The organism is Phyllobacterium sp. SB3 (assembly GCF_040009165.1).
GTDB lineage: Bacteria > Pseudomonadota > Alphaproteobacteria > Rhizobiales > Rhizobiaceae > Phyllobacterium.
The window spans coordinates 28,530-48,062 of record NZ_JBDYKI010000001.1; the positions used below are offsets into that span (position 1 = coordinate 28,530).

Annotated in this window: 23 protein-coding genes and 1 tRNA gene; 17 read left to right on the forward strand and 7 right to left on the reverse strand. The window is 52.3% G+C overall.

Annotation, left to right across the window (positions count from 1 at the left end; genetic code table 11):
- Positions 1-42 precede the first annotated feature (42 nt).
- Complete coding sequence (locus tag ABKW30_RS00125) at positions 43-1,464, forward strand: lipopolysaccharide biosynthesis protein (protein WP_348595990.1); 1,422 nt, start codon at positions 43-45, stop codon at positions 1,462-1,464.
- The gene (locus ABKW30_RS00130) at positions 1,464-2,750 is read left to right on the forward strand and encodes a GNAT family N-acetyltransferase (protein WP_348595991.1); all 1,287 of its coding nucleotides are present in this window, start codon (positions 1,464-1,466) and stop codon (positions 2,748-2,750) included. The genes ABKW30_RS00125 and ABKW30_RS00130 overlap by 1 nt, the downstream gene beginning before the upstream one ends.
- 23 nt (positions 2,751-2,773) lie before the next feature.
- Here ABKW30_RS00130 and ABKW30_RS00135 read toward each other — a convergent pair whose 3' ends face one another.
- Entirely contained in the window at positions 2,774-3,547 is a 774-nt protein-coding gene (locus ABKW30_RS00135) for a sulfotransferase (RefSeq protein ID WP_348595992.1), read from the reverse strand.
- A gap of 462 nt (positions 3,548-4,009) precedes the next feature.
- Between ABKW30_RS00135 and ABKW30_RS00140 the strand changes: the two genes are divergently transcribed.
- From ABKW30_RS00140 to ABKW30_RS00155, 4 genes are read left to right on the forward strand one after another with little or no spacing between them, the layout of a single operon-like run.
- Positions 4,010-4,540 (forward strand): tail fiber protein, encoded by a 531-nt coding sequence (locus tag ABKW30_RS00140; RefSeq protein WP_348595993.1) that lies wholly within the window; start codon positions 4,010-4,012, stop codon positions 4,538-4,540.
- Positions 4,541-4,576: 36 nt separating this feature from the next.
- Positions 4,577-5,107, forward strand: coding sequence for a tail fiber protein (locus ABKW30_RS00145; RefSeq protein WP_348595994.1), 531 nt, complete (start codon positions 4,577-4,579; stop codon positions 5,105-5,107).
- Between the two features lie 51 nt (positions 5,108-5,158).
- Complete coding sequence (locus ABKW30_RS00150; RefSeq protein ID WP_348595995.1) at positions 5,159-5,707, forward strand: tail fiber protein; 549 nt, start codon at positions 5,159-5,161, stop codon at positions 5,705-5,707.
- Positions 5,704-6,243 carry a GNAT family N-acetyltransferase gene (locus ABKW30_RS00155; protein WP_348595996.1) on the forward strand — a complete coding sequence of 180 codons (540 nt, stop codon included), beginning with the start codon at positions 5,704-5,706 and terminating at the stop codon, positions 6,241-6,243. The genes ABKW30_RS00150 and ABKW30_RS00155 overlap by 4 nt, the downstream gene beginning before the upstream one ends.
- Here ABKW30_RS00155 and ABKW30_RS00160 read toward each other — a convergent pair.
- Positions 6,236-6,529 carry a hypothetical protein gene (locus ABKW30_RS00160; protein WP_348595997.1) on the reverse strand — a complete coding sequence of 98 codons (294 nt, stop codon included), beginning with the start codon at positions 6,527-6,529 and terminating at the stop codon, positions 6,236-6,238. The genes ABKW30_RS00155 and ABKW30_RS00160 overlap by 8 nt on opposite strands.
- A gap of 159 nt (positions 6,530-6,688) precedes the next feature.
- On the opposite strand from ABKW30_RS00160, the gene pepT reads away from it, so the two are divergent.
- Positions 6,689-7,921, forward strand: coding sequence for a peptidase T (pepT, locus tag ABKW30_RS00165; RefSeq protein ID WP_348595998.1), 1,233 nt, complete (start codon positions 6,689-6,691; stop codon positions 7,919-7,921).
- Positions 7,922-7,936: 15 nt separating this feature from the next.
- Here pepT and ABKW30_RS00170 read toward each other — a convergent pair whose 3' ends face one another.
- Together ABKW30_RS00170 and ABKW30_RS00175 are read right to left on the reverse strand one after the other, a co-directional pair.
- Positions 7,937-9,367 (reverse strand): diguanylate cyclase, encoded by a 1,431-nt coding sequence (locus ABKW30_RS00170; RefSeq protein ID WP_348595999.1) that lies wholly within the window; start codon positions 9,365-9,367, stop codon positions 7,937-7,939.
- 209 nt (positions 9,368-9,576) lie between these two features.
- Positions 9,577-9,661: transfer RNA gene (locus ABKW30_RS00175), tRNA-Leu, on the reverse strand.
- A 254-nt stretch (positions 9,662-9,915) separates the two neighbouring features.
- Here ABKW30_RS00175 and ABKW30_RS00180 point away from each other — a divergent pair.
- Together ABKW30_RS00180 and ABKW30_RS00185 are read left to right on the forward strand one after the other, a co-directional pair.
- A complete protein-coding gene (locus ABKW30_RS00180; RefSeq protein ID WP_348596000.1) occupies positions 9,916-10,506 on the forward strand; it encodes a YqaA family protein in 591 nt (196 codons plus the stop codon).
- Between the two features lie 33 nt (positions 10,507-10,539).
- The gene (locus tag ABKW30_RS00185) at positions 10,540-11,040 is read left to right on the forward strand and encodes a disulfide bond formation protein B (RefSeq protein WP_348596001.1); all 501 of its coding nucleotides are present in this window, start codon (positions 10,540-10,542) and stop codon (positions 11,038-11,040) included.
- Between the two features lie 71 nt (positions 11,041-11,111).
- Here the strand turns inward: ABKW30_RS00185 and ABKW30_RS00190 are convergent, their stop codons facing one another.
- Entirely contained in the window at positions 11,112-11,669 is a 558-nt protein-coding gene (locus tag ABKW30_RS00190) for an HNH endonuclease (RefSeq protein WP_008127884.1), read from the reverse strand.
- Positions 11,670-11,777: 108 nt separating this feature from the next.
- Positions 11,778-12,422, reverse strand: coding sequence for a DNA-3-methyladenine glycosylase (locus ABKW30_RS00195; protein ID WP_348596002.1), 645 nt, complete (start codon positions 12,420-12,422; stop codon positions 11,778-11,780).
- An 85-nt stretch (positions 12,423-12,507) separates the two neighbouring features.
- Here ABKW30_RS00195 and gluQRS point away from each other — a divergent pair, with 85 nt between their 5' ends.
- Positions 12,508-13,362, forward strand: a complete 855-nt coding sequence (gene gluQRS, locus ABKW30_RS00200) for a tRNA glutamyl-Q(34) synthetase GluQRS (RefSeq protein ID WP_348596003.1) — start codon at positions 12,508-12,510, stop codon at positions 13,360-13,362.
- Positions 13,363-13,424: 62 nt separating this feature from the next.
- Positions 13,425-14,312, forward strand: a complete 888-nt coding sequence (locus ABKW30_RS00205; RefSeq protein ID WP_348597543.1) for a DMT family transporter — start codon at positions 13,425-13,427, stop codon at positions 14,310-14,312.
- Here ABKW30_RS00205 and ABKW30_RS00210 read toward each other — a convergent pair.
- Complete coding sequence (locus ABKW30_RS00210; RefSeq protein WP_348596004.1) at positions 14,279-15,133, reverse strand: YihY/virulence factor BrkB family protein; 855 nt, start codon at positions 15,131-15,133, stop codon at positions 14,279-14,281. The genes ABKW30_RS00205 and ABKW30_RS00210 overlap by 34 nt on opposite strands.
- A gap of 95 nt (positions 15,134-15,228) precedes the next feature.
- Here ABKW30_RS00210 and ABKW30_RS00215 point away from each other — a divergent pair, with 95 nt between their 5' ends.
- The 6 genes from ABKW30_RS00215 to ABKW30_RS00240 all read left to right on the forward strand — a co-directional run bounded on the left by ABKW30_RS00215 (position 15,229) and on the right by ABKW30_RS00240 (position 19,517).
- Positions 15,229-16,059 (forward strand): SDR family oxidoreductase, encoded by an 831-nt coding sequence (locus ABKW30_RS00215; protein WP_348596005.1) that lies wholly within the window; start codon positions 15,229-15,231, stop codon positions 16,057-16,059.
- Positions 16,060-16,098: 39 nt separating this feature from the next.
- Positions 16,099-16,296 carry a twin transmembrane helix small protein gene (locus tag ABKW30_RS00220; RefSeq protein WP_348596006.1) on the forward strand — a complete coding sequence of 66 codons (198 nt, stop codon included), beginning with the start codon at positions 16,099-16,101 and terminating at the stop codon, positions 16,294-16,296.
- Between the two features lie 11 nt (positions 16,297-16,307).
- A complete protein-coding gene (locus ABKW30_RS00225) occupies positions 16,308-16,889 on the forward strand; it encodes a cob(I)yrinic acid a,c-diamide adenosyltransferase (RefSeq protein ID WP_348596007.1) in 582 nt (193 codons plus the stop codon).
- A 27-nt stretch (positions 16,890-16,916) separates the two neighbouring features.
- Positions 16,917-17,648 carry a rhomboid family intramembrane serine protease gene (locus ABKW30_RS00230; protein WP_348596009.1) on the forward strand — a complete coding sequence of 244 codons (732 nt, stop codon included), beginning with the start codon at positions 16,917-16,919 and terminating at the stop codon, positions 17,646-17,648.
- Positions 17,649-17,811: 163 nt separating this feature from the next.
- The gene (locus tag ABKW30_RS00235) at positions 17,812-18,573 is read left to right on the forward strand and encodes a rhomboid family intramembrane serine protease (protein WP_348596011.1); all 762 of its coding nucleotides are present in this window, start codon (positions 17,812-17,814) and stop codon (positions 18,571-18,573) included.
- A 194-nt stretch (positions 18,574-18,767) separates the two neighbouring features.
- Positions 18,768-19,517: an electron transfer flavoprotein subunit beta/FixA family protein gene (locus ABKW30_RS00240; RefSeq protein ID WP_348596012.1), complete on the forward strand. Its 750-nt coding sequence runs from the start codon at positions 18,768-18,770 to the stop codon at positions 19,515-19,517.
- Positions 19,518-19,533 lie beyond the last annotated feature (16 nt).

The window sequence follows — 19,533 nt, forward strand, 5'->3', positions numbered from 1 at the left end:
ACTGATTAAAGCTCCCTCATTGGCCATAAGTGGAGCTGCCCCTTGCGAATTTCTGCGGTAAAAACTGCAGACCGGTTTCTACCGGAGAACCTGATCCGTCCAATTCGTCCCTTGCTACTTCGGCTGGACGCGTTGCTTGACGGAAGCAATCAGCACGCCGTTGCACAGCGCGTGTCACTGATCGCTTTCGGTATTCGCATCATAAGCGCTGCCATAGCGCTTCTCTCGCAAGTTATATTCGCCCGCTGGATGGGACAGTTCGAATACGGAATTTTTGTTCTCGTATGGGTGACGGTCGTAATCCTCGGCAATCTCTCCTGCCTCGGTTTCCAGACCAGCATTATTCGTTATGTGCCCGAATATCTTGAGCGCCAGCAGTTGGAACGCCTTCGCGGCATCCTGTTTACCAGCAAGCTGTTTGCGGTTTCCCTGACCACATTTCTGGCCCTTGCAAGCGCCGCTGGCGTTTATCATTTCCGTGAGGTGCTCGAACCTTATTATGTTACGCCCTTCTTGCTGGGTTTCATCTGCCTGCCGATGATTGCGCTGGGCGACACGCTCGATGGTACAGCGCGCTCGCGTTCCTGGGTTATGATAGCTCTCACTCCCACCTATATCATCAGGCCAATCCTGACTCTTGTCGTCATGAGTATCGCCCACGCGGCTGGCTTTCCGCCTACTGCCATCATTGCAGTAATCTGCTCGATCATCGCCACCTATGCCACGACACTGGTTCAGCTGGCGGTGGTTTGCAGTCGTTTCAACGCCGTTGTCGCACCGGGGAAAAAATCCATCCGTTTTGGCGAATGGTTTGCGGTTTCACTACCAATCTTTCTGGTGGAAGGTTTTTTCTTTCTCCTCACAAATGCTGATGTGCTTATGGTTGGCCGGTTCATGGAACCCGACAAGGTTGCCACTTATTTTGCGACTGTAAAGCTTCTGGCGCTGGTACATTTCGTCTATTTCTCGGTGAAAGCAGGCGCTGCCCAACGTTATTCTGAACTCATGCATACAACCGATCACAATCAACTTGCCTTGTTTGCCAGAGATACGGCGCGTTGGACGTTCTGGCCGTCGCTGGCAATGGCGCTGGTCTTGTTGTTGTTGGGTAAGCCGCTCCTCTATCTGTTCGGAACCGAATTCACTGAGGGGTATCCTCTCCTCTTCATCATGGTGATCGGTGTCGTTGCCCGGGCTTCTGTGGGCCCGGCGGAGAGCTTGCTGAACATGGCTGGCAAGCAAAAAATATGCGCTGCGGTCTATGCTGTCACACTGATTGTTAATATCTGTCTCAGCATTGTGCTCATCCCGGCCTATGGTTTGACCGGAGCTGCATGCGCGACTGCTTTTTCGATGATCTTTGAAGCGGTGACTTTGACGCTGACTGTTTACAACCGCTTGAACATTACGATGTTCGTTTTTGCCGGCAGGGTGACTGAGAAACCTGCCAAGGAAGAAATCTGATGGCAGCAATCCCGCTCCTCGAAGAACTGGCCGGTGGTCCTTCCGCGCAAATTATTGCGCAGCTGTCGGGAATGGATTCATCGCGCGATGCAACAAAGCAGCTCGAAGAAACACTCGGCACCCGAGCTATCCCACGCAAGCTTTCCATCTATTCCGCCTCTGCCGGTTTCGAACTGCTTGATGAACTCGAATATCTCACCTACCGGACAATTGAACCAAACGTCTTTTTCAATCCACGCTTTCTCGCACCCGCCATGCCACGCCTAGACGACAGGCAGGTCCGGTTCATGGTTATGCGCGACGAAAATGATATCAAAAGCCGCTTACGCTTTCTGATGCCTTATACGATTGAGCGTCCAGGCTTTGCGTTCTCCGGTTCGATTCTTCGCGCTTGGGCGACACCCTTCGGGCCACAAGGAACACCTTTGATTGATCGTGATGATCCGGTCGGGGTTCTGAATGATCTGTTCGACATGCTCGGCCGCAAACATCTGAAGCTACCGGAAATCCTTGTATTTCCAGATATGCTGCTGGATCGCCCGGTAGCGCAGCTTATTCGTTCAATAGCAATGGACCGGAATCTTCCCTTGGTAACGACCCACCAGGTCGAGCGACCCTCAATTGAGAGCGCCAAAGAGGGCGACGAATATCTGCGGGAAGCCATTGGCACGCGCCATGCCAAGGAATATCGCCGGCTCTGGCGGCGCCTGTCAGAGAAAGGCTCGCTGACTTATGTGGTCAGCCGCAGTGAGGAAGATATCCGCCGCAAGCTGGAGGATTTTCTGGCACTTGAGGCAAGTGGCTGGAAAGGACAGCGCGGCTCGGCCATGGCTGTGGATCGTTTCCGGGCTGCTTTTGCCCGTGAAGCGGTCAACAATCTGGCTGGACGTGATCTGGCGCGCATACATACGCTGGAGCTGGACGGCAAAGTCATTGCCGTACTCATCGTATTTGTCGAGGCAGGCGACGCTTGGACTTGGAAAACTGCCTACGATGAAAGCCTCGCAGGTTTTTCACCCGGCGTCTTGTTGATGATCGAAGTACTGAAAAATCATCTGGATGACCCGAATATCCAACGAACCGACTCTTGCGCCGTACCGGACCATCCTGTTGCGTCCCGCCTGTTTCAAGAGAGAGAAAAAGTTGGAACATTGGTTATCGGACTTACGCCGAAAGCAGATCGCGCTACCCGGCAGGCCGCTTCTCAGATCCATCTTTATCGGCGCACCCAGAATATCGCACGCCTTGTGCGCGAACGCCTGCGTGAACTAACCGGCCGGAGCTAGGTCCAGATTTTGAGTACCGCCGCTTATGGCCGCGCATAGCCCAGATTAATCAAATGGCGCATGGCATCGGCTGGAACATCGGCATCCGACAATCGGTCGTGATATGCCCCGGTGTGCTTGAAGGGGTTTTCAGATACATGGTCTTCGGCTGTTTCAGCATCAGCGCCCAACAGCACATAGGCAGCGTGCCCGGCACTCTCCAAGGTAAAACCACAGTAGTCAGCAATGTTTGCGGCAACCCTTTCCGGATATTGCAGCAAGTCCTCTTGTCTTATTGCAAGGTGATCAACCCGATCCTTCCATGAAAGCCAGGCTTCAATTGAGTTCACCCATCGTTTGAACCCTGTACCGCTATGCTTTTCGATGGTTTTACGTAGCATGCTCGCAACGACATCACGCCCATCGCGGTAAATGTAGATGATCCTGGCATCGGGAAAATGCGCCTTGACAGTATCTATATGGAAAACATAGTCGGACCACTTGTCTCCCCACCGCCATGCTTCGCGCTTGCCGTAGACCGAGTGCAAGGCTGTGGTAAAACCTTGTTCGGCTTCGAAACCCGTGAGTTCAAGTTCGTAGTGCCAATATTGCAGCCAAAGGTTCCGCTGCACCACATCGCGTTTGTTCTCAAGCCATTGAGCCAATGAAAACTGCTCCTGCCATGCCGGCCAGGCGAATAATGCCCATTCGTTGGAGATCATCATCCCATTATCGTTCAAAATCCGAACGATGGCCGTCGTACCGCTTCTCTGGCACCCACAAACGATTATCGGGCTGCATTCAGCATCAGCAGACATTAGCTTTCCCCATTTTTAGATTTATTTTCTACAGAAACAGAAAATACCGCAATACAAATTACGACAAATATCCCCCTCACATAAAGACAAGGGTATCAAAAGGCTAAATAGGGAACATGACTTTGCAGCGTTAAAATAATAATGCTACGCTAAATAATAATAATTTTACTTTTCAAAAAAATTACTTAACACGAATCAACAAACAAAAACTATATAGAAAATTACATACTATACATATATTTGCAATAAACTAAAACATAATAAACAATAATACAAAATTAATCTAAAACATTACTGTATTTTACAAACAAAAATCAAAAATACTAAAATATATATGAAATTTATGTGAATGATTATTTAACTTTTAAACATAGATTATAATAGAAATACAAAATTACGCTTGCATTACCTGCAATTATTGAGCGAGTATTGCGAACAAATCAAGGCAACAGGGGTGGGGCAATGACTGAAGTCTTTTTAGGCCAGATAATGCTTACGGGATTCGCATTTGCGCCAAAGACCTTTGCTTTATGCAATGGGCAGATTTTGGCGATCGCCCAGAACCAGGCCTTGTTCTCGCTTCTGGGAACAACTTACGGTGGTAATGGCCAGACGACATTCGCGCTGCCAAATCTCCAAAGCCGTACACCTGCCGGATTCGGACAGTCGGTAGATTCGAGCTGGTCGCCGAGCCCCTACGCTCTAGGCGAAACGGGAGGCGCAGAAACAACGACATTGCTTCCTCAGCAACTACCACAACACACCCACATAGCCATGGGCACGACAACCGTTGGCAATCAGCGCAGTCCGAGCAATGCGCTATATGGAACAAACAGCGCAGCTATATACGGACCCTCAAGTGGTCCACAGGTTCCATTATCAGCGTCTACATTGATGCCCGCGGGCAATGGTCAGCCTCATAATAATATTCAGCCCTATCAGGTCATCAGTTACAGCATTGCTCTGGCGGGAATTTTCCCCTCGCGCAATTAACGTTCAAACATTTGAGATGTGGATGGAGGACCATAAATGAGCACCCCTTATGTCGGAGAGATTCGGATGTTCGGTTTTTCCCGGGTGCCCAATGGCTGGTTTGCCTGCGACGGCTCCCTCAAATCCATCGCGGAGTATGAGGTGCTGTTCATGCTTATTGGAACCACATATGGCGGCGATGGGCAGGTCACGTTTGCAGTACCGAATCTGACCGGTCGTGTGCCGATGCATTGGGGCAGAGGTCCAGGTCTGTCCACATACGTACCCGGACAGTCGAGTGGCAGCGAAAATGTCACGCTTTTGTCAACTCAGATGCCTGCTCACAATCATACAATGCTTGCAACTACAGGCTTGGCAGCCAACACCTCGGTTGGAACATCTGTAGAGCTTGGCGCTCTCAATGGCGATACAATGTATGCCACGGATATTACCGGCGCAGGCGCAGCAACGACATCCCCCGCCTCTACGCAAAGTACTGGCGGAAACACAGGCCACGATAACACGATGCCCACCCTGACGGCGCAATTTTGCATCGCCTGGGCAGGCATATTCCCGCAACAATCGTAAGCCGCACACCACAAGAGATTTGCCACAGGCCGGGCCAGAATAGCCCGAAACATGAAAGACACGACAATGACAGAACCTTTCATCGGTGAAATCCAATTGTTCGGTTTTAACTTTCCTCCAAGAGGCTGGGCTTTCTGTAACGGTGCAACACTTGCGATTCAGCAGAACACCGCCTTGTTTTCGTTGCTTGGCACGCAATATGGCGGCAATGGCCAAAGCACATTCCAGCTGCCAAATTTCACCAATCGTGCTGGTTGCCAGCAAGGTGCGGGTGCAGGATTATCACCTCGAACGATTGGGGAAACCTTTGGTGAGAACAGTGTGACGCTGACCACCAACGAGATGCCTGCCCATACACACCCTTTTACGGTCTATAATCAAACTGATCTGAATAAGCGTGCCTCCTCGCCCAGCGCTGGCAATTCTCTATCACCCCCAAGGCTGAGCAGTCCCTATGTACCGGCCAGTCCACCCAACACCGCGTTCTCTCCCACTATGATACTGCCCTCCGGAAACAGCCAGCCTCATGAAAACAGGCAGCCTTTTTTGGCACTGAACCATAGCATTGCCCTTCAAGGTGTGTTTCCGTCTTTCGGATGATGGAAGACCGGCTTCCGGTATTTCCTGTACGGACCGATAGCTGCGTACCCGTTGCAGCCTTTGAGTCATTGCGTTTTGCGACGAGTCGCGACCTGCCGTTCCTGCGCGAGCTGTACCGCTCTTTTCGCCTTGAAGATTTGTCGGTTTTGCAATGGTCGGCAGAACAGGAACATGCATTTCTCAACCAGCAGTTTGATATGCAGCACCGCTATTATTTGGCGGTTTTTCCGAAAGCGGACTTCCTGATAGTCGAGCGGAATGGCCAGTCTGTCGGCCGCCTCTATATCGATACAAGCGGTAGCCGTTGGCACATCATCGATATCGGTTTTCTGCCTGAATGGCGCCAGCAGGGGCTCGGGCGGACCCTGCTTCAAGAGATACAGAATGTGGTTGCCGCCCGTGAGGATTGTTCCGTGATTTTACATGTTGAACGGGCGAATGTTCGCGCCCACTCTCTCTATAGAAAGCTGGGATTTGCCTTCACGGATGGCACCGATACCCACATTGGCATGAAGTGGCCTGCGTCCATCAGTTGAATACTGCCTGATAGACAATACCGTCCTTGTCTCTGGCGACAGGCACGAGAAATATATCCAGGAGGCCAAGCGCTACGTTATTTAGCCGGTATATTTTCTGAGGCAACACGACTTGCGAGCCACTTTTGAACAACAGGGAGAATGGCACCCTTCGCACGCCGGCAAAGCCGGTTTCGGGCAGCGGCCTTGCCTCGGTCAGCGTAAAGACAATAGAGCTGCCATTCATCTCGATGGCAAAAGCTTCACCTACACAGCCGGCAAACTGCTCCAGTGTTATAATACTCATCCTACCCCCTCACCCATCTTCAGATAGTATCTCTCGCGTAGAATCGGCAGTCTTGCAACCGGCGGCGCCGCTAAAAACACGCCACGGGTCGAAAGCATTTCACTCCGGGCAAGACAGGCGTTAAACAGACCAATCATTGATGAAAATTGGATGAGGAATATGACCGATACAGTTACCGACCGCTTTCTTCGCTACGTTGTAATCGACACCCAGTCCGATGCGAGTTCATCCACACAGCCCACAACACAAAAACAGCTTAACCTTGGACGTGTCCTTGTCACCGAGCTTCAGGAAATCGGTCTGACTGATGCACATCTGGATGAGCATGGCTACGTTTATGCGACCATCCCGTCCAATGTTGAAAAGGATGTACCGGTCATTTGCTTTTGTTCGCACATGGACACAGCCCCTGATTTCACAGGTACGAATGTAAAACCACAGCACGTGCTGAACTATCGCGGCGGCGACATTCAACTGACCGGAGATACGCAGCAAGTCATTCGCGTCAAGGATCACCCTGTCCTCCTCAACCAGATTGGCAATGACATCATCACTACGGATGGAACAACGCTGCTCGGTGCGGACGACAAGGCCGGTCTTGCCGAAATCATGACAGCAGCGCAAATCCTCATGGATAATCCCGATATCAAACACGGTACCATTCGCCTGCTTTTTACACCCGATGAGGAAGTCGGGCGCGGCGCAAACAAGGTCGATCTTGAAAAGCTGGGTGCACATTTCGCCTACACTGTCGACGGCGAAACCGCCGGACACATAGAAGACGAAACGTTCTCGGCAGATGGTGTAGAGATCACCATTCAAGGTGTCGCAATCCATCCGGGTTTTGCCAAGGACAGGATGGAAAATGCCATCAAGATTGCAGGTGGAATTATTGCGGCTTTGCCCAAGGATACCGCTCCCGAAACAACTGAGGGACGTGAAGGCTTCATCCATCCGGTCGGTGTCACCGGAGCAATGGAAAAGGCAACGCTCGGCTTTATTATTCGCGACTTTACCGATGAGGGACTGGCGGTAAAAGAGGCCCTGTTGGAAGAGCTGGTCAAGAAAGTCATCGCTGATTTTCCCGGCTCATCCTACAAATTTATTGTCCAGGAACAATATCGAAACATGAAGGCGATCCTCGACCGCAATCCGGAGATCGTCGACAACGCTGTTGAAGCAATCAGGCGGGCGGGGATGGAACCTGTGCGCGGCAGCATAAGGGGCGGGACGGACGGTTCCAGACTATCCTTTATGGGGTTGCCTTGCGCCAATCTTTTTGCTGGCGGTCATGCGTTTCACTCGCCCCTGGAATGGGTTAGCAGGCAGGATATGGAACGCGCTGTAAAGACGCTCGTGGAGTTGGCCAAAATATGGGCGGAGCGTGCCTGATAGCGGGCATCGCTTTCACGTATCAGAGCTGATGATCTGGTTACGTCCGCTGTTCTTCGCTTCATAGAGCAGCGTGTCGGCTTTTGTAAGCAGGACATTTACGTTGAGAGGGTTTGGGCTGCGGGTGAACACCAGACCGCCACTGACAGTGACAGTAATCTGATTCCCGTCCGGATGGCCGACGCGCAGCTCTTCGACAGTCTTACGGATTTTGTCTGCCATGATTGTCGCTTGCGTATTATCGGGTACCGAGAGCACCAGACCAAACTCCTCGCCCCCGAGCCTTCCCATAAGATCGGATTCTCCCAAAATGCCTGACAGCCGGGATGCGAACGCAACAAGCACCCGATCACCAGCGCTGTGGCCATACCGGTCATTGATAGATTTGAAATGATCGATATCTATCAGAGCTATCGCTGTGCCCTCGCCATTGATCGACCTTTTGGCCAGCATCGCTGTTGCCTGTTCTATGAACTCACGACGTGAAAGGGAGTTTGTGAGAAAATCATAGCGCACTGCACGTTCAAGCTTGGAGATAAGCTCGCTTCGGGCCGCATTGATACTTGCAACGGACAGTGGACCGAGCGCGATCAGTACGATTGCCAATCGAATGGACATTATCGAGTTTAGCGCGTCTCCTTCTACGAACGAAGAATAGAGGCCAGACGTCACAAGCACGGTTTGCACTGCACAGTACAGGAATGAACAGCACGCCACATAGAAGAGTTCATATCGGACAGCGCACCACAATAGTGCAGGAACAGCATATGCAAAGGCACCCACGCCGCCGACGAGTCCACTTCCTGCAAGCGACAGGACAAATGCGATGGCAGGCAGCCAGTCGTTGAATGAGGGTTTCTGCACAACACCTGCAATTGCCGTTTGAAGTCTCCCCAACGAAGGAATTGTAAGTGCGACCGGTAGGACGATGATCAGGTTTACAAGATCTCCGGTGAACCAGAAGGCAAAACCCGTCAACAATTCGCGATCATAGAGTATCTTGGTCACGCTGCTGCCAACGGTAGCTGAGCAAAGAGTAGCAATGACGCAGATACCGAACAGGTAGATGATCGACAGCGGCCGCCGCAAACGCCGATCGCCTTTCGGTAGTTGCTGGAAGAGCAAAAACCCGGAGGCAACTCCCGCAATATTCGCTCCGGTTAACCATAGGGTCGTCCAGATATTTGCACCTGTGATGATATCAGCTGCCAGATAAGCAAGGCATGCGCTGGTCCAACCCGCAGGCGTGGAAAGCCTGGGCTTTCTGATCATTAGCCCGAGCAATATCGGATTGGCTGGCCAGAACGATGCAAGCAGGCCCATCGGGCGAGTGTAGATTCCGAACAGAGCCGCTACGAATACCACCCCCGCAATAAGCAATACCCCCTCGGCACTTCTGGTTGCTGTTGCCGCATAATCAAATGCTATGGTGGATTGTCTACGCAAAACGGGCCTCCCAGCCGGAACTCCCAGCCGCCGAACATTATTTGACATGTTGCCAAAAGCAATGCGTCTTTCGTTCTAGCCGGCATGTATCCGATGCCTGAAAATATGATCGTAGCCCCGTCGTCGAGAGACGAGTAGAAGCGCGCTCAGCTTACGGAAAAACCCACCAAACTAACCAATTCACCGATTTCAAGGGATTCGAGATGCTTTGGTGCCCCTTGCCGGAATCGAACCAGCACTCCTTGCGGAACCTGATTTTGAGTCAGGCGCGTCTACCAATTCCGCCAAAGGGGCCGCCAAAAAGCGTCGATGATGAGCGAACTCAAAACCGTCAAAGCCAAATACATGCAGAGGGCACCTTCGGTCAACAGCAATAAAAGCTTTTATCGCGGATAACGCACTCGTGTGTTGCCCGTGTTGTCGGCCACAGCTAGAGGCGAAAGCACTGATAGCTGCCAGCGAGGTTGTGAAAATTGATCGTCCCGATTCCATTTGGCGAATGTTTGCTCTAAGAGACCTTGCAGATTTACTCCTGACGGGAACCGCCAATGCTGCGCAGATTATATGATTGGACCATGTCACTGGCCGCCCGCAAATCCGCCGAGGCATGGCTTGCGGTAATCGCCTTCGTTGAAAGTTCGGTTTTTCTGGTTCCCGCCGATGTTCTCTATCTGCCCATGGCGCTCGCCCGTCCAGACAGGGCTTATCGCTATGCCCTCGTTGCCACGGTTGCCTCTGTGCTGGGTGGTATAGCCGGCTGGATGCTTGGCTTCTACGCCTATGAAACGCTGGCGAAACCAATCCTTGAAATGTACGGAAAACTTGATGCCTTCGAAGCGATGCGCGGCTCCACCAGCGCCGACGCGATCCTGCTCCTGCTTGTAACATCGGGGCTTGCTCACCTTCCTCCGATCAAGATTGTTACCATTCTTTCCGGTGCTGCCGGGATCAATATCTGGCTGTTCATTGGTTCGGCAATCCTTGCACGCGGTGCCCGTTTCTTCTTCCTGGCATGGCTGCTGCGCCGTTATGGCGAACCGATCCGCGATTTCATCGAAAAGCGCCTTGGCCTCATCGCCGGTGCTGCGGCCGTTGTCTTAATTCTGCTCTACGCCGTATTTCATTATCTGCATCTGTAGCCGCGTAAAATCGTACGAGGACCCGTCTTTATCATGACCAATACCAAACCCCATTTGAAGACTGCCCTGTTTCTGCTGTTGGCTATGATTGTCACTGTCGGTTCGGCATTGGGCTTTCAGTATATTGGCGGATATCTTCCCTGTAAGCTGTGCCTCGAACAGCGCTATCCCTATTATGCAGGCATTCCTCTGATGGCTCTTGCGGTCGCTTCATCCACATTGAGATGGCCCGTCGGCCTGACACGCTTGCTGCTGGCGCTCGGTGGCCTACTCATGCTTGCAGGTCTTGGCCTTGCAATATTCCATGCGGGCGTTGAGTGGAAATTCTGGGCCGGTCCAACAGATTGCACGGCAGTTGCAATGTCGATCACAACAGATGCCGGCAATCTTCTGAGCGATATGAATTCAGTGCACCCGCCAGCATGCGATACTGCTGCTCTGCGCGTTCTTGGTCTGTCATTTGCCGGCTGGAATGCGATTGCAAGCTTTGTACTGATGATTGTTGCTTTCCGCGGCGCTGCAAAAGCAGCCTGAGTTTCTAGCACCAACCTGCCGTCATCCTCGGGTCAAGAGCCCGAGGAGAGGTAAGTATCCAGGCGAAAGAGTTACGGTTCCAGCTCGACATCCCAGTACAGATAATCCATCCAGCTTTCGTGCAGATGGTTTGGCGGGAACATGCGGCCATTATTGTGCAGGTCATGAACCGTCGGCGGATATGGCTTTTGCCGCGGCCACATCTTGGCGCGATCAGGCATAAGTCCGCCCTTGCGCAGATTGCAGGGTGAACAGGCAGCCACAACATTTTCCCACACCGTTTCACCACCCGCACAACGTGGGATTACGTGATCGAATGTGAGGTCTTCTTCCGAGCCACAATACTGGCATTCAAAGCGGTCACGAAGAAACACATTGAATCGCGTGAACGCCGGATTGCGCGATGGTTTGATGTAACTTTTCAACGAAACCACACTTGGCAATCGCATCGCGAATGATGGCGATGAGACTTCGTGCTCGTATTCAGCGACGATATTCACACGGTCAAGGAAAACCGCCTTGATCGCGTCCTGCCAGGACCAAAGCGACAAGGGATAATAACTGAGCGGACGATAGTCCGCATTGAGTACCAGAGCCGGCAATCCGTCCGGCGAGACGGCTATTGTCAAGGAATCAACTCCAATCCAACCATCAGGCCCCGATATTGTAAGCTCGACGTGACAGGAATGTGAAGCGAATTGCTGCGCGGCAGCAGAAAAAGCACCACTATTTCAACTTCATGGTACGGGTGTAGCATCGCGGCCACGCGTTGCAGCATAGTAGGCCCAGAAAAGTCTGGCAGCCACCCCACGCCAAGGCGACCAGCGCTCTGCAAAAACCTTCAATGCCTTCGAATCAGGCCGTACTGATTCGCCGTAAGCATGGGCATAAGCATGCTGGAGGGCGACGTCTCCCGCCGGAAAGACATCGGCATGACCTGCGGAAAAAAGCAGATAGACCTCAGCTGTCCATGGACCTATGCCCTTGACGCTGGTCATCACCTGCATAGCCTCCTCAATAGGCCGGTCGCAAAGATCGTAAAGGTCCAGTTCTTTTGCAATGATGGACTCACTTATCCGCGCCAGTGTCGCCTGTTTGGCGCGTGAAAGTCCGGCGATGCGCCACGCATCTTCGCCTCCTGCCAGATAGGTTTCCGGCGTCAGCGGGTCGATGACATCTATCAGGCGCTTCCAGATCGAATCGGCACTTGCCTTCGAAACTTGTTGCGAAACAATGACTGAAGCCAAACTTTCAAAGCCCGGCGTTGATCGCCGCAGAGGTAACGGTCCTGCCCTCTCTGCGATTCCCGCCAGTTCCGGATGAACCCGCAACAAATCTGCCAAACCTTCGGCAATATCGTCGAGTGTATCTATCCTGCGCATGTGCTGCTGGCCCTCAAGTCTTGCATGATGTGGCAAACACCGTATCAATGTGTGCGACCAACGCCAAGAATGTCACCAATCACTCATGACAATTCCGGTTTTCCGATTTGCTCCCAGTCCCAATGGCTCTCTCCATCTCGGCCATGCCTATTCTGCTTTGCTCAACCAGAAAATGGTCCATGAGACGGATGGCAAGATGTTGCTTCGCATGGAGGATATCGACCGCGAACGCTGCACACCTGATCTCGAAAACTCCATGCTGGAAGACCTCGAATGGATTGCTTTGTCTTGGGAGCAGCCCGTTCGCCGTCAGTCAGAACATTTCCCCATCTATCAGGAAGCGCTGAACCGGCTTATCGAAATGGAACTGATTTATCCGGCCTTCCTCAGCCGTAATGGCATCAGGCACGAGATAGAACGTTCGAACGTTGCCGATTGGCCATACGATCCGGATGGCGCGCCACTCTATCCGGAAACCGAGCGGAAACTTTCAAAACGCGAACAGCAGACGCGCATAAGTGCCGGAGAGCCTTTTGCCTGGCGGTTGAATATGGATCGCGCACTTGAGATGGTCGGAAAGCCGCTGGTCTGGCATGAGTTCGGGTCTGGAAAAAATGTAGATGCTCGTCCGCAAGACTGGGGCGATATCATCATTGCACGGCGCGACATGCCGACAAGCTATCATCTGTCTGTCGTCATTGACGATGCCTTGCAGGGCATCACTCATGTGGTTCGCGGCAAGGATTTGTATCATGCCACCAGCGTCCATCGCCTTCTGCAACATCTCTTCGGCATAGAGCCGCCGCTCTATCATCATCATCAACTCATTCTGGATGAGGATGGCGCCAAGCTTTCGAAAAGCCGCAAGGATACATCTCTTCGCTCTTTACGCGAGAAGGGTACAACACGTCAGGAGATATGCGATTTGATCGGTTTGTGATCTATCGCACTCCGCCATTCGGGTATAAGCCAATCTGGCTCATCATTGATCTGGTCTTTCCCATGCCTGTTCGCTATTTCCCAGCCTTGTTCGTTGCCCTCTGGGCAACCGGTTTCATCGGCGCGCGCTATGCAATGCCTTATATGGAACCCTTTCTGTTTCTGGCTGCACGTTTTGCGATTGCAGGGGCTATTCTTGGAATATGGGTCGTACTGGCTGGAAATAACTGGCCAAGCAAGCGCGGAGCGATGCACGCCATTATCGCAGGCTGCCTGATCCACGGTGCTTATCTTGGCGCGGTTTTCTGGGCTATCCACAAGGGTCTACCTGCCGGCATGTCTGCCTTGGTAGTGGGTCTTCAGCCTTTGATCACCGCGCTGATCGCTGGCGTGACGCTTGGAGAGAAAATCCAGCCGCGCCATTGGACTGGGCTCGCGGTAGGTTTCATTGGCGTCGCCATGGTACTATGGCCCAAGCTTTCAATTTCTGCCGATGGCATTACTCCGGCAACTGTCGGCGCCTCTGTCTTTTCCGTTATCGCCATCAGTGCAGGGACAGTCTGGCAAAAACGTTTTGTCGGCCAGATCGATCTCAAGGCTGGTACGACGCTGCAATATCTCGGTGCGATGATTGTCATGGTGATCATGACACTCATCTTCGAAACTCATCAGATTATCTGGTCCGGCTCACTCGTCTTCGCCATGTTCTGGCTGGTTGTAGTCTTATCGATAGGTGCAGTCCTGCTGCTAATGATTCTGATAAATCAAGGAGCAGTCTCGAAAGTGGCATCGCTATTCTATCTCGTTCCGGGCGTGACAGCTTTGATGGCCTATGTGCTCTTCGGTGAAACTTTGACACTGTTTCAGCTCGTTGGCATGGGTATAGCGACGCTGGGCGTCGCCCTCTCCACCGGCGGTCAAAGCCGCCGGGCTACCCTTCCCTCGCGATAAATGATGATCGCGGCATTGACCTCCGCGCCAATGATGAAAATTGCGGCGATGATATAGAGAAAAACGATGGCCGCCATGATCGAAGCAAGACCGGCATAGGTCGAGATATAAGACGCGAACGTTTCCAGATAACTGGCGAAGATCGTGGCGCCGATTGTCCATGCGATCAGCGTGAGCAATATTCCCGGCAGGATGTCGATAAACCGCCTGTGTCCCGCAGGCAGCCAGAGATGCACCACAAGCAGCCCGACAATCAGCACAGCCGACGCAATGCAATAACGCCAGAAACTGATTGTGCCGGATAGAAGATAGATTTCCGGATACCATTTCGAGGCGATGCGCATGGCAAGCGGCGCAAGAACCAGCAGAAAGCTGATCGCCATGATGCCGATGGTTGCAATGATCACGTAGCCAAGGCTCTGCAGGCGGCAATAGATGATCGAGCGCGTATCTATCACGCGGTAAGCCCGGTTGAGTGCAACCCGCAAGGCTTCAATGCCATTGGAGGCAAAATAGGCGGCGGCGATCACACTGATAGTCAACAGTCCGCCACGCTGCACGTTGAGCACATTGCTCACCTCCTGCTTGATCGGATTGGCAATGACTTCCGGCCAGGTATCGAAAACCACATGCACGGCGGTTTCGGTAAATGCGCTTGCACCCAGAAAACTTGCCAGTGCAGTGGCAAAAATCAGGAACGGAAACAGCGCCATGATTCCGGAAAGCGCCACATGGCTTGCCAGTGCCCACCCGTCATCCGTGCTGAAATGTCCCAGCGCGTCGGCAACGATACGCCGAAGAAAACGATATACTTTACCCATCAATGCAGGTTTGCCCCTTTGACCATGTACGCGAGATTGCAAGGCACAAGCGAATATGTGAAGTGTTTTTTTGCGCAACCTATTGAATTGAAACCATGCCCCGTTCCAGAACGATTTTAATTACAGGATGTTCCAGTGGAATGGGCGCCTATTGTGCGCGCGCTTTGAAGGCTGATGGCTGGACAGTTTTTGCAACGGCCCGCAAGCAAGCCGATATTGATGCGCTGAAGTCTGAAGGTTTTGCCGCTTACTATCTGGATTATCGCGAATCACAGTCTATTCAGGACACAGTTGCCGGCATTCTTACACAGACGGGCGGCACACTCGACGCACTCTACAATAATGGCGCCTATGCGGTTCCCGGGGCAGTCGAAGACCTTCCCACTGCTGCGCTACGCGAGCAATTTGAAGCGGCATTTTTCGGCTGGCACGAGCTTACCCAGTTGATCGTCCCCATCATGCGTAAACAAGGTCACGGGCGCATTGTGCATTGTTCCTCGATTCTTGGTCTCGTTCCCATGAAACTGCGCGGTGCCTATGTTGCCTCGAAATTTGCGCTTGAAGGATTGATGACAACGCAGCGCATGGAATTAGAAGGTTCCGGCATTCACGTATCGCTGCTTGAACCGGGCTCCATCGACTCGAACTTCCGGGCTAATGCTGCGGCACAGGTCAGTAAATACATAGATATTGAAAGCTCGGTTCATCGTGAGCAATACAACAGCGAAATCGAGCGCTTTTCAAAAGCCAAACCACCACGATTCGCATTGGGACCAGATGCGATTTACAAAGTGCTGAAGCACGCATTGGAAAATCCGCGGCCAAGGCCCCATTATGTGGTGACGTTTCCGGCAAAATTGGCAAGTCTTGCCAAACGAATTCTATCGGCCCGTGCGCTGTATCGCATGCTTGCGAGCCAATCATGACAGGAGCAGAGTGGAACTCTGCTGATAAGGAATAACACCATGGACATCATCTTCAAATTTCTGGCGATTGTCGCCATAGCCGCAGTGGCCATCGTGCTGCTCATTGGTCTGCGCAATATGATGAAGGGTGGCGATGCCAACTTCTCCAACAAGATGATGCAGCTGCGCATTCTCCTGCAACTGGTTGCAATTATCCTGATCGTTGGCGCAATCTATTTCCATCGCGCCGCAAGCTAGGACAAATGGCAATGGTCAAGCTCAACAAGATTTATACGCGTACCGGCGATGACGGCACCACCGGCCTTAGCACCGGAGCACGGCGTTTGAAGCATGATTTGCGCGTCGAGGCTTACGGCACGGTTGATGAGGCAAACTCCTTTGTCGGATTGGCCCGGTTGCACACCGAGCAGGACTATCCCGAACTCGACGCCATGCTTGTCCGCATCCAGAATGACCTGTTCGATCTCGGAGCAGATTTGGCAACGCCGGATACTGGTGAAACGCTTGCCTATGAGCCTTTGCGTATCATCGATGCACAAGTTTCGCGGGTCGAGGCGGATATCGACCATATGAACGAAAATCTTGCGCCTTTGCGCTCTTTCGTGCTGCCGGGAGGTTCGGCCGCATCGGCTGCTTTGCATCTGGCAAGAACAGTTTCGCGCCGGGCAGAACGGCAAATGGTAGAGCTATCTCAACGACCAGACGAGATCGTCACTTCTGCCGCGTTGAAATACATCAACCGTGTCTCGGATTTCCTGTTTGTTGCTGCTCGCGTTGTCAATGACAATGGCGCAAAGGACGTGTTATGGGTTCCGGGTAAAAACCGCTGAACGGCTTGAGGCAGGAATCCGGAATTAATGTTCATTCCACTATACGACGCCAATCGCCTTAAATACATCAAACTGCAATACGTTACACTCTCACTCATTGTTTTGAATGTTGTGATCTTTGGGCTTGTGGCTCTTTTTGATCCGGACACCCAGAAAGCGTCAATGGCATTTGGCTACATTCCCGCTGTAGCGCATGATCTGGTTATACGTCCTCCCCAATATGACTTCATACCTGACGGATGGACCTACATCACCTATACATTCATGCATGCCGATGTCTATCATCTCGGTGGAAATATGCTGTTTCTCTGGGTCTTCGGCGACAATGTTGAAGACGCAATGGGGCATATAAAATTCCTGATCTTCTATTTTCTCTGCGGTGCCGCTGGTGCCTTCATGCACGGTTTTGTTTTCTCTGATTCCCAAGGCCCGTTGATTGGTGCATCGGGAGCGATATTCGGCGTCGTCGCCGCATATCTCGTGCTTCATCCGAGGGTGTGGGTTTGGGTCTTCGCGTTCGGGCGAATTCCATTACCACTTCCAGCCATCTATTTGCTTGCACTCTGGATTGCAGAACAGTTTTTGATGCTTTTCGTACACGGCGATGAACGCATATCCTGGTCAGCGCATGTCGGCGGAATTATTTCGGGAGCATTGCTTGTTGGTATTTTCAAACGATGGAGCATTCCGCTGTTCGACCGCACCATTGTTACTCCCCGCGCAGTCGTGGTTGAGGACAGGCAAAACAAAGAGGCTTGAAGCAGTGACATGAGAATAGCGAAGAACTTACCTTTCTGAATTGGGAAATTCTGTTTGTAGACAAGACCAGAGGTTTGGCTCAAATTCATCCCGCACATTGGTTTCGGCGAGCTTCCAGTGTCCACCTCGTCACCTTTCCCGAGATCGGGTATGAAAGACACTAATGTTCATTCCACTGCATGACGCCAACAGTCTGAAATACATCAAAGTGCAGTATGTGACACTGTCACTGATAGCGCTCAACGTCATCATTTTCGCGCTGACCAGCATTGGCGGTGATTACGCGGAAGCCACCATTATCGGGCTTGGCTATATTCCCGCCATCATCCACCATCTGGCAACCCTGCCCGCCGCCTATGATATCGTTCCGCCAAACTTCACCTACATAACTTACGCGTTTCTCCATGCCGATATTTTTCATCTCGGCGGTAACATGCTGTTTCTCTGGGTGTTTGGCGACAATATTGAAGACGCGCTTGGACATGTGAAATTTCTGATTTTCTATCTTCTATGTGCAGCGGCAGGCGCTTTTTTACACGGCGTAATCTTGCCAGACTCGCAGGCACCGCTGATCGGCGCTTCCGGTGCAATCGCCGGGATTGTCGCGGCTTATCTTCTTCTTCATCCTCGCGTCAAAGTCTGGGTTCTGGCTTTTGGACGAATCCCGCTGCGTATTCCTGCGATCTACCCGCTCGTTCTTTGGGTTGCTGTCCAGTTCGTCATGCTTTTGTGGGGTGGTGACCAGCAGGTTTCATGGCCGGCCCATGTCGGCGGTATTATTGCAGGGGCGCTGCTGACTGTCGTTCTAAAGCGTCGAAATGTTCCGCTTTTTGATCGCGCTATCGTCTCTCCACGCGCGGTGGTTGCGGAAAAGGAGCCGCCGATACAGGCCCCCGAAACTGGACCCGTAAAATGGGGCCGCTAGACCACCATAATTCAATCGTTTGAAGTACAAATTGTCGCATGCCGTGCATTGACCTTTACGTTACTCATATTTACGGTCCCGCGCTGTTCAGGCACAAACGTGTCGCATTTTTCACCTCAATGTCGGCATCCGGCAAGCAGGTACCGTGATAGGACAGTTAAAGCTGTCATTCGAATATTGAAGAGGGAGTCCCCATGAAAGTCCTCGTACCGGTAAAGCGGGTAGTCGATTACAATGTGAAGATCCGCGTCAAGGGCGACGGTTCGGGCGTTGAGCTTGCGAATGTGAAAATGTCGATGAACCCATTCGACGAAATCGCGGTCGAGGAAGCACTTCGTCTGAAAGAAGCCGGCAAGGTCGAGGAAGTCGTGGTCGTTTCGATTGGGCCCGCACAGGCGCAGGAAACGTTGCGCACGGCGCTCGCCATGGGTGCGGACCGCGCCATTCTGGTCAAGGTCGACGATATTGTCGAACCGCTGGCTGTTGCGAAGATTTTGAAGGGCGTCGTTGAAGCCGAACAGCCGCAGCTGGTCATCCTTGGCAAGCAGGCAATCGATGACGATGCCAACCAGACCGGCCAGATGCTTTCTGCATTGCTCGGCTGGAGCCAGGGTACATTCGCTTCCAAGGTCGAACTTGGCGACAAGTCAGCCAAGGTAACGCGCGAAGTTGATGGCGGCCTGCAGACCATCGAGATCACGCTGCCTGCCATCGTCACAACCGACCTGCGCCTGAACCAGCCGCGCTATGCTTCACTGCCAAATATCATGAAGGCCAAGAAGAAGCCGCTGGATGAGAAGTCTGCCGGTGATTATGGCGTCGACACTGCACCACGCCTCAAGGTTCTGAAAACTGAAGACCCGGGCGGTCGCAAGGCTGGCGTCAAGGTGAAGGACGTTGCGGAGCTGGTCTCCAAGCTCAAGAACGAAGCTGGCGTTCTTTAAGGAAAAGGATAAGGAA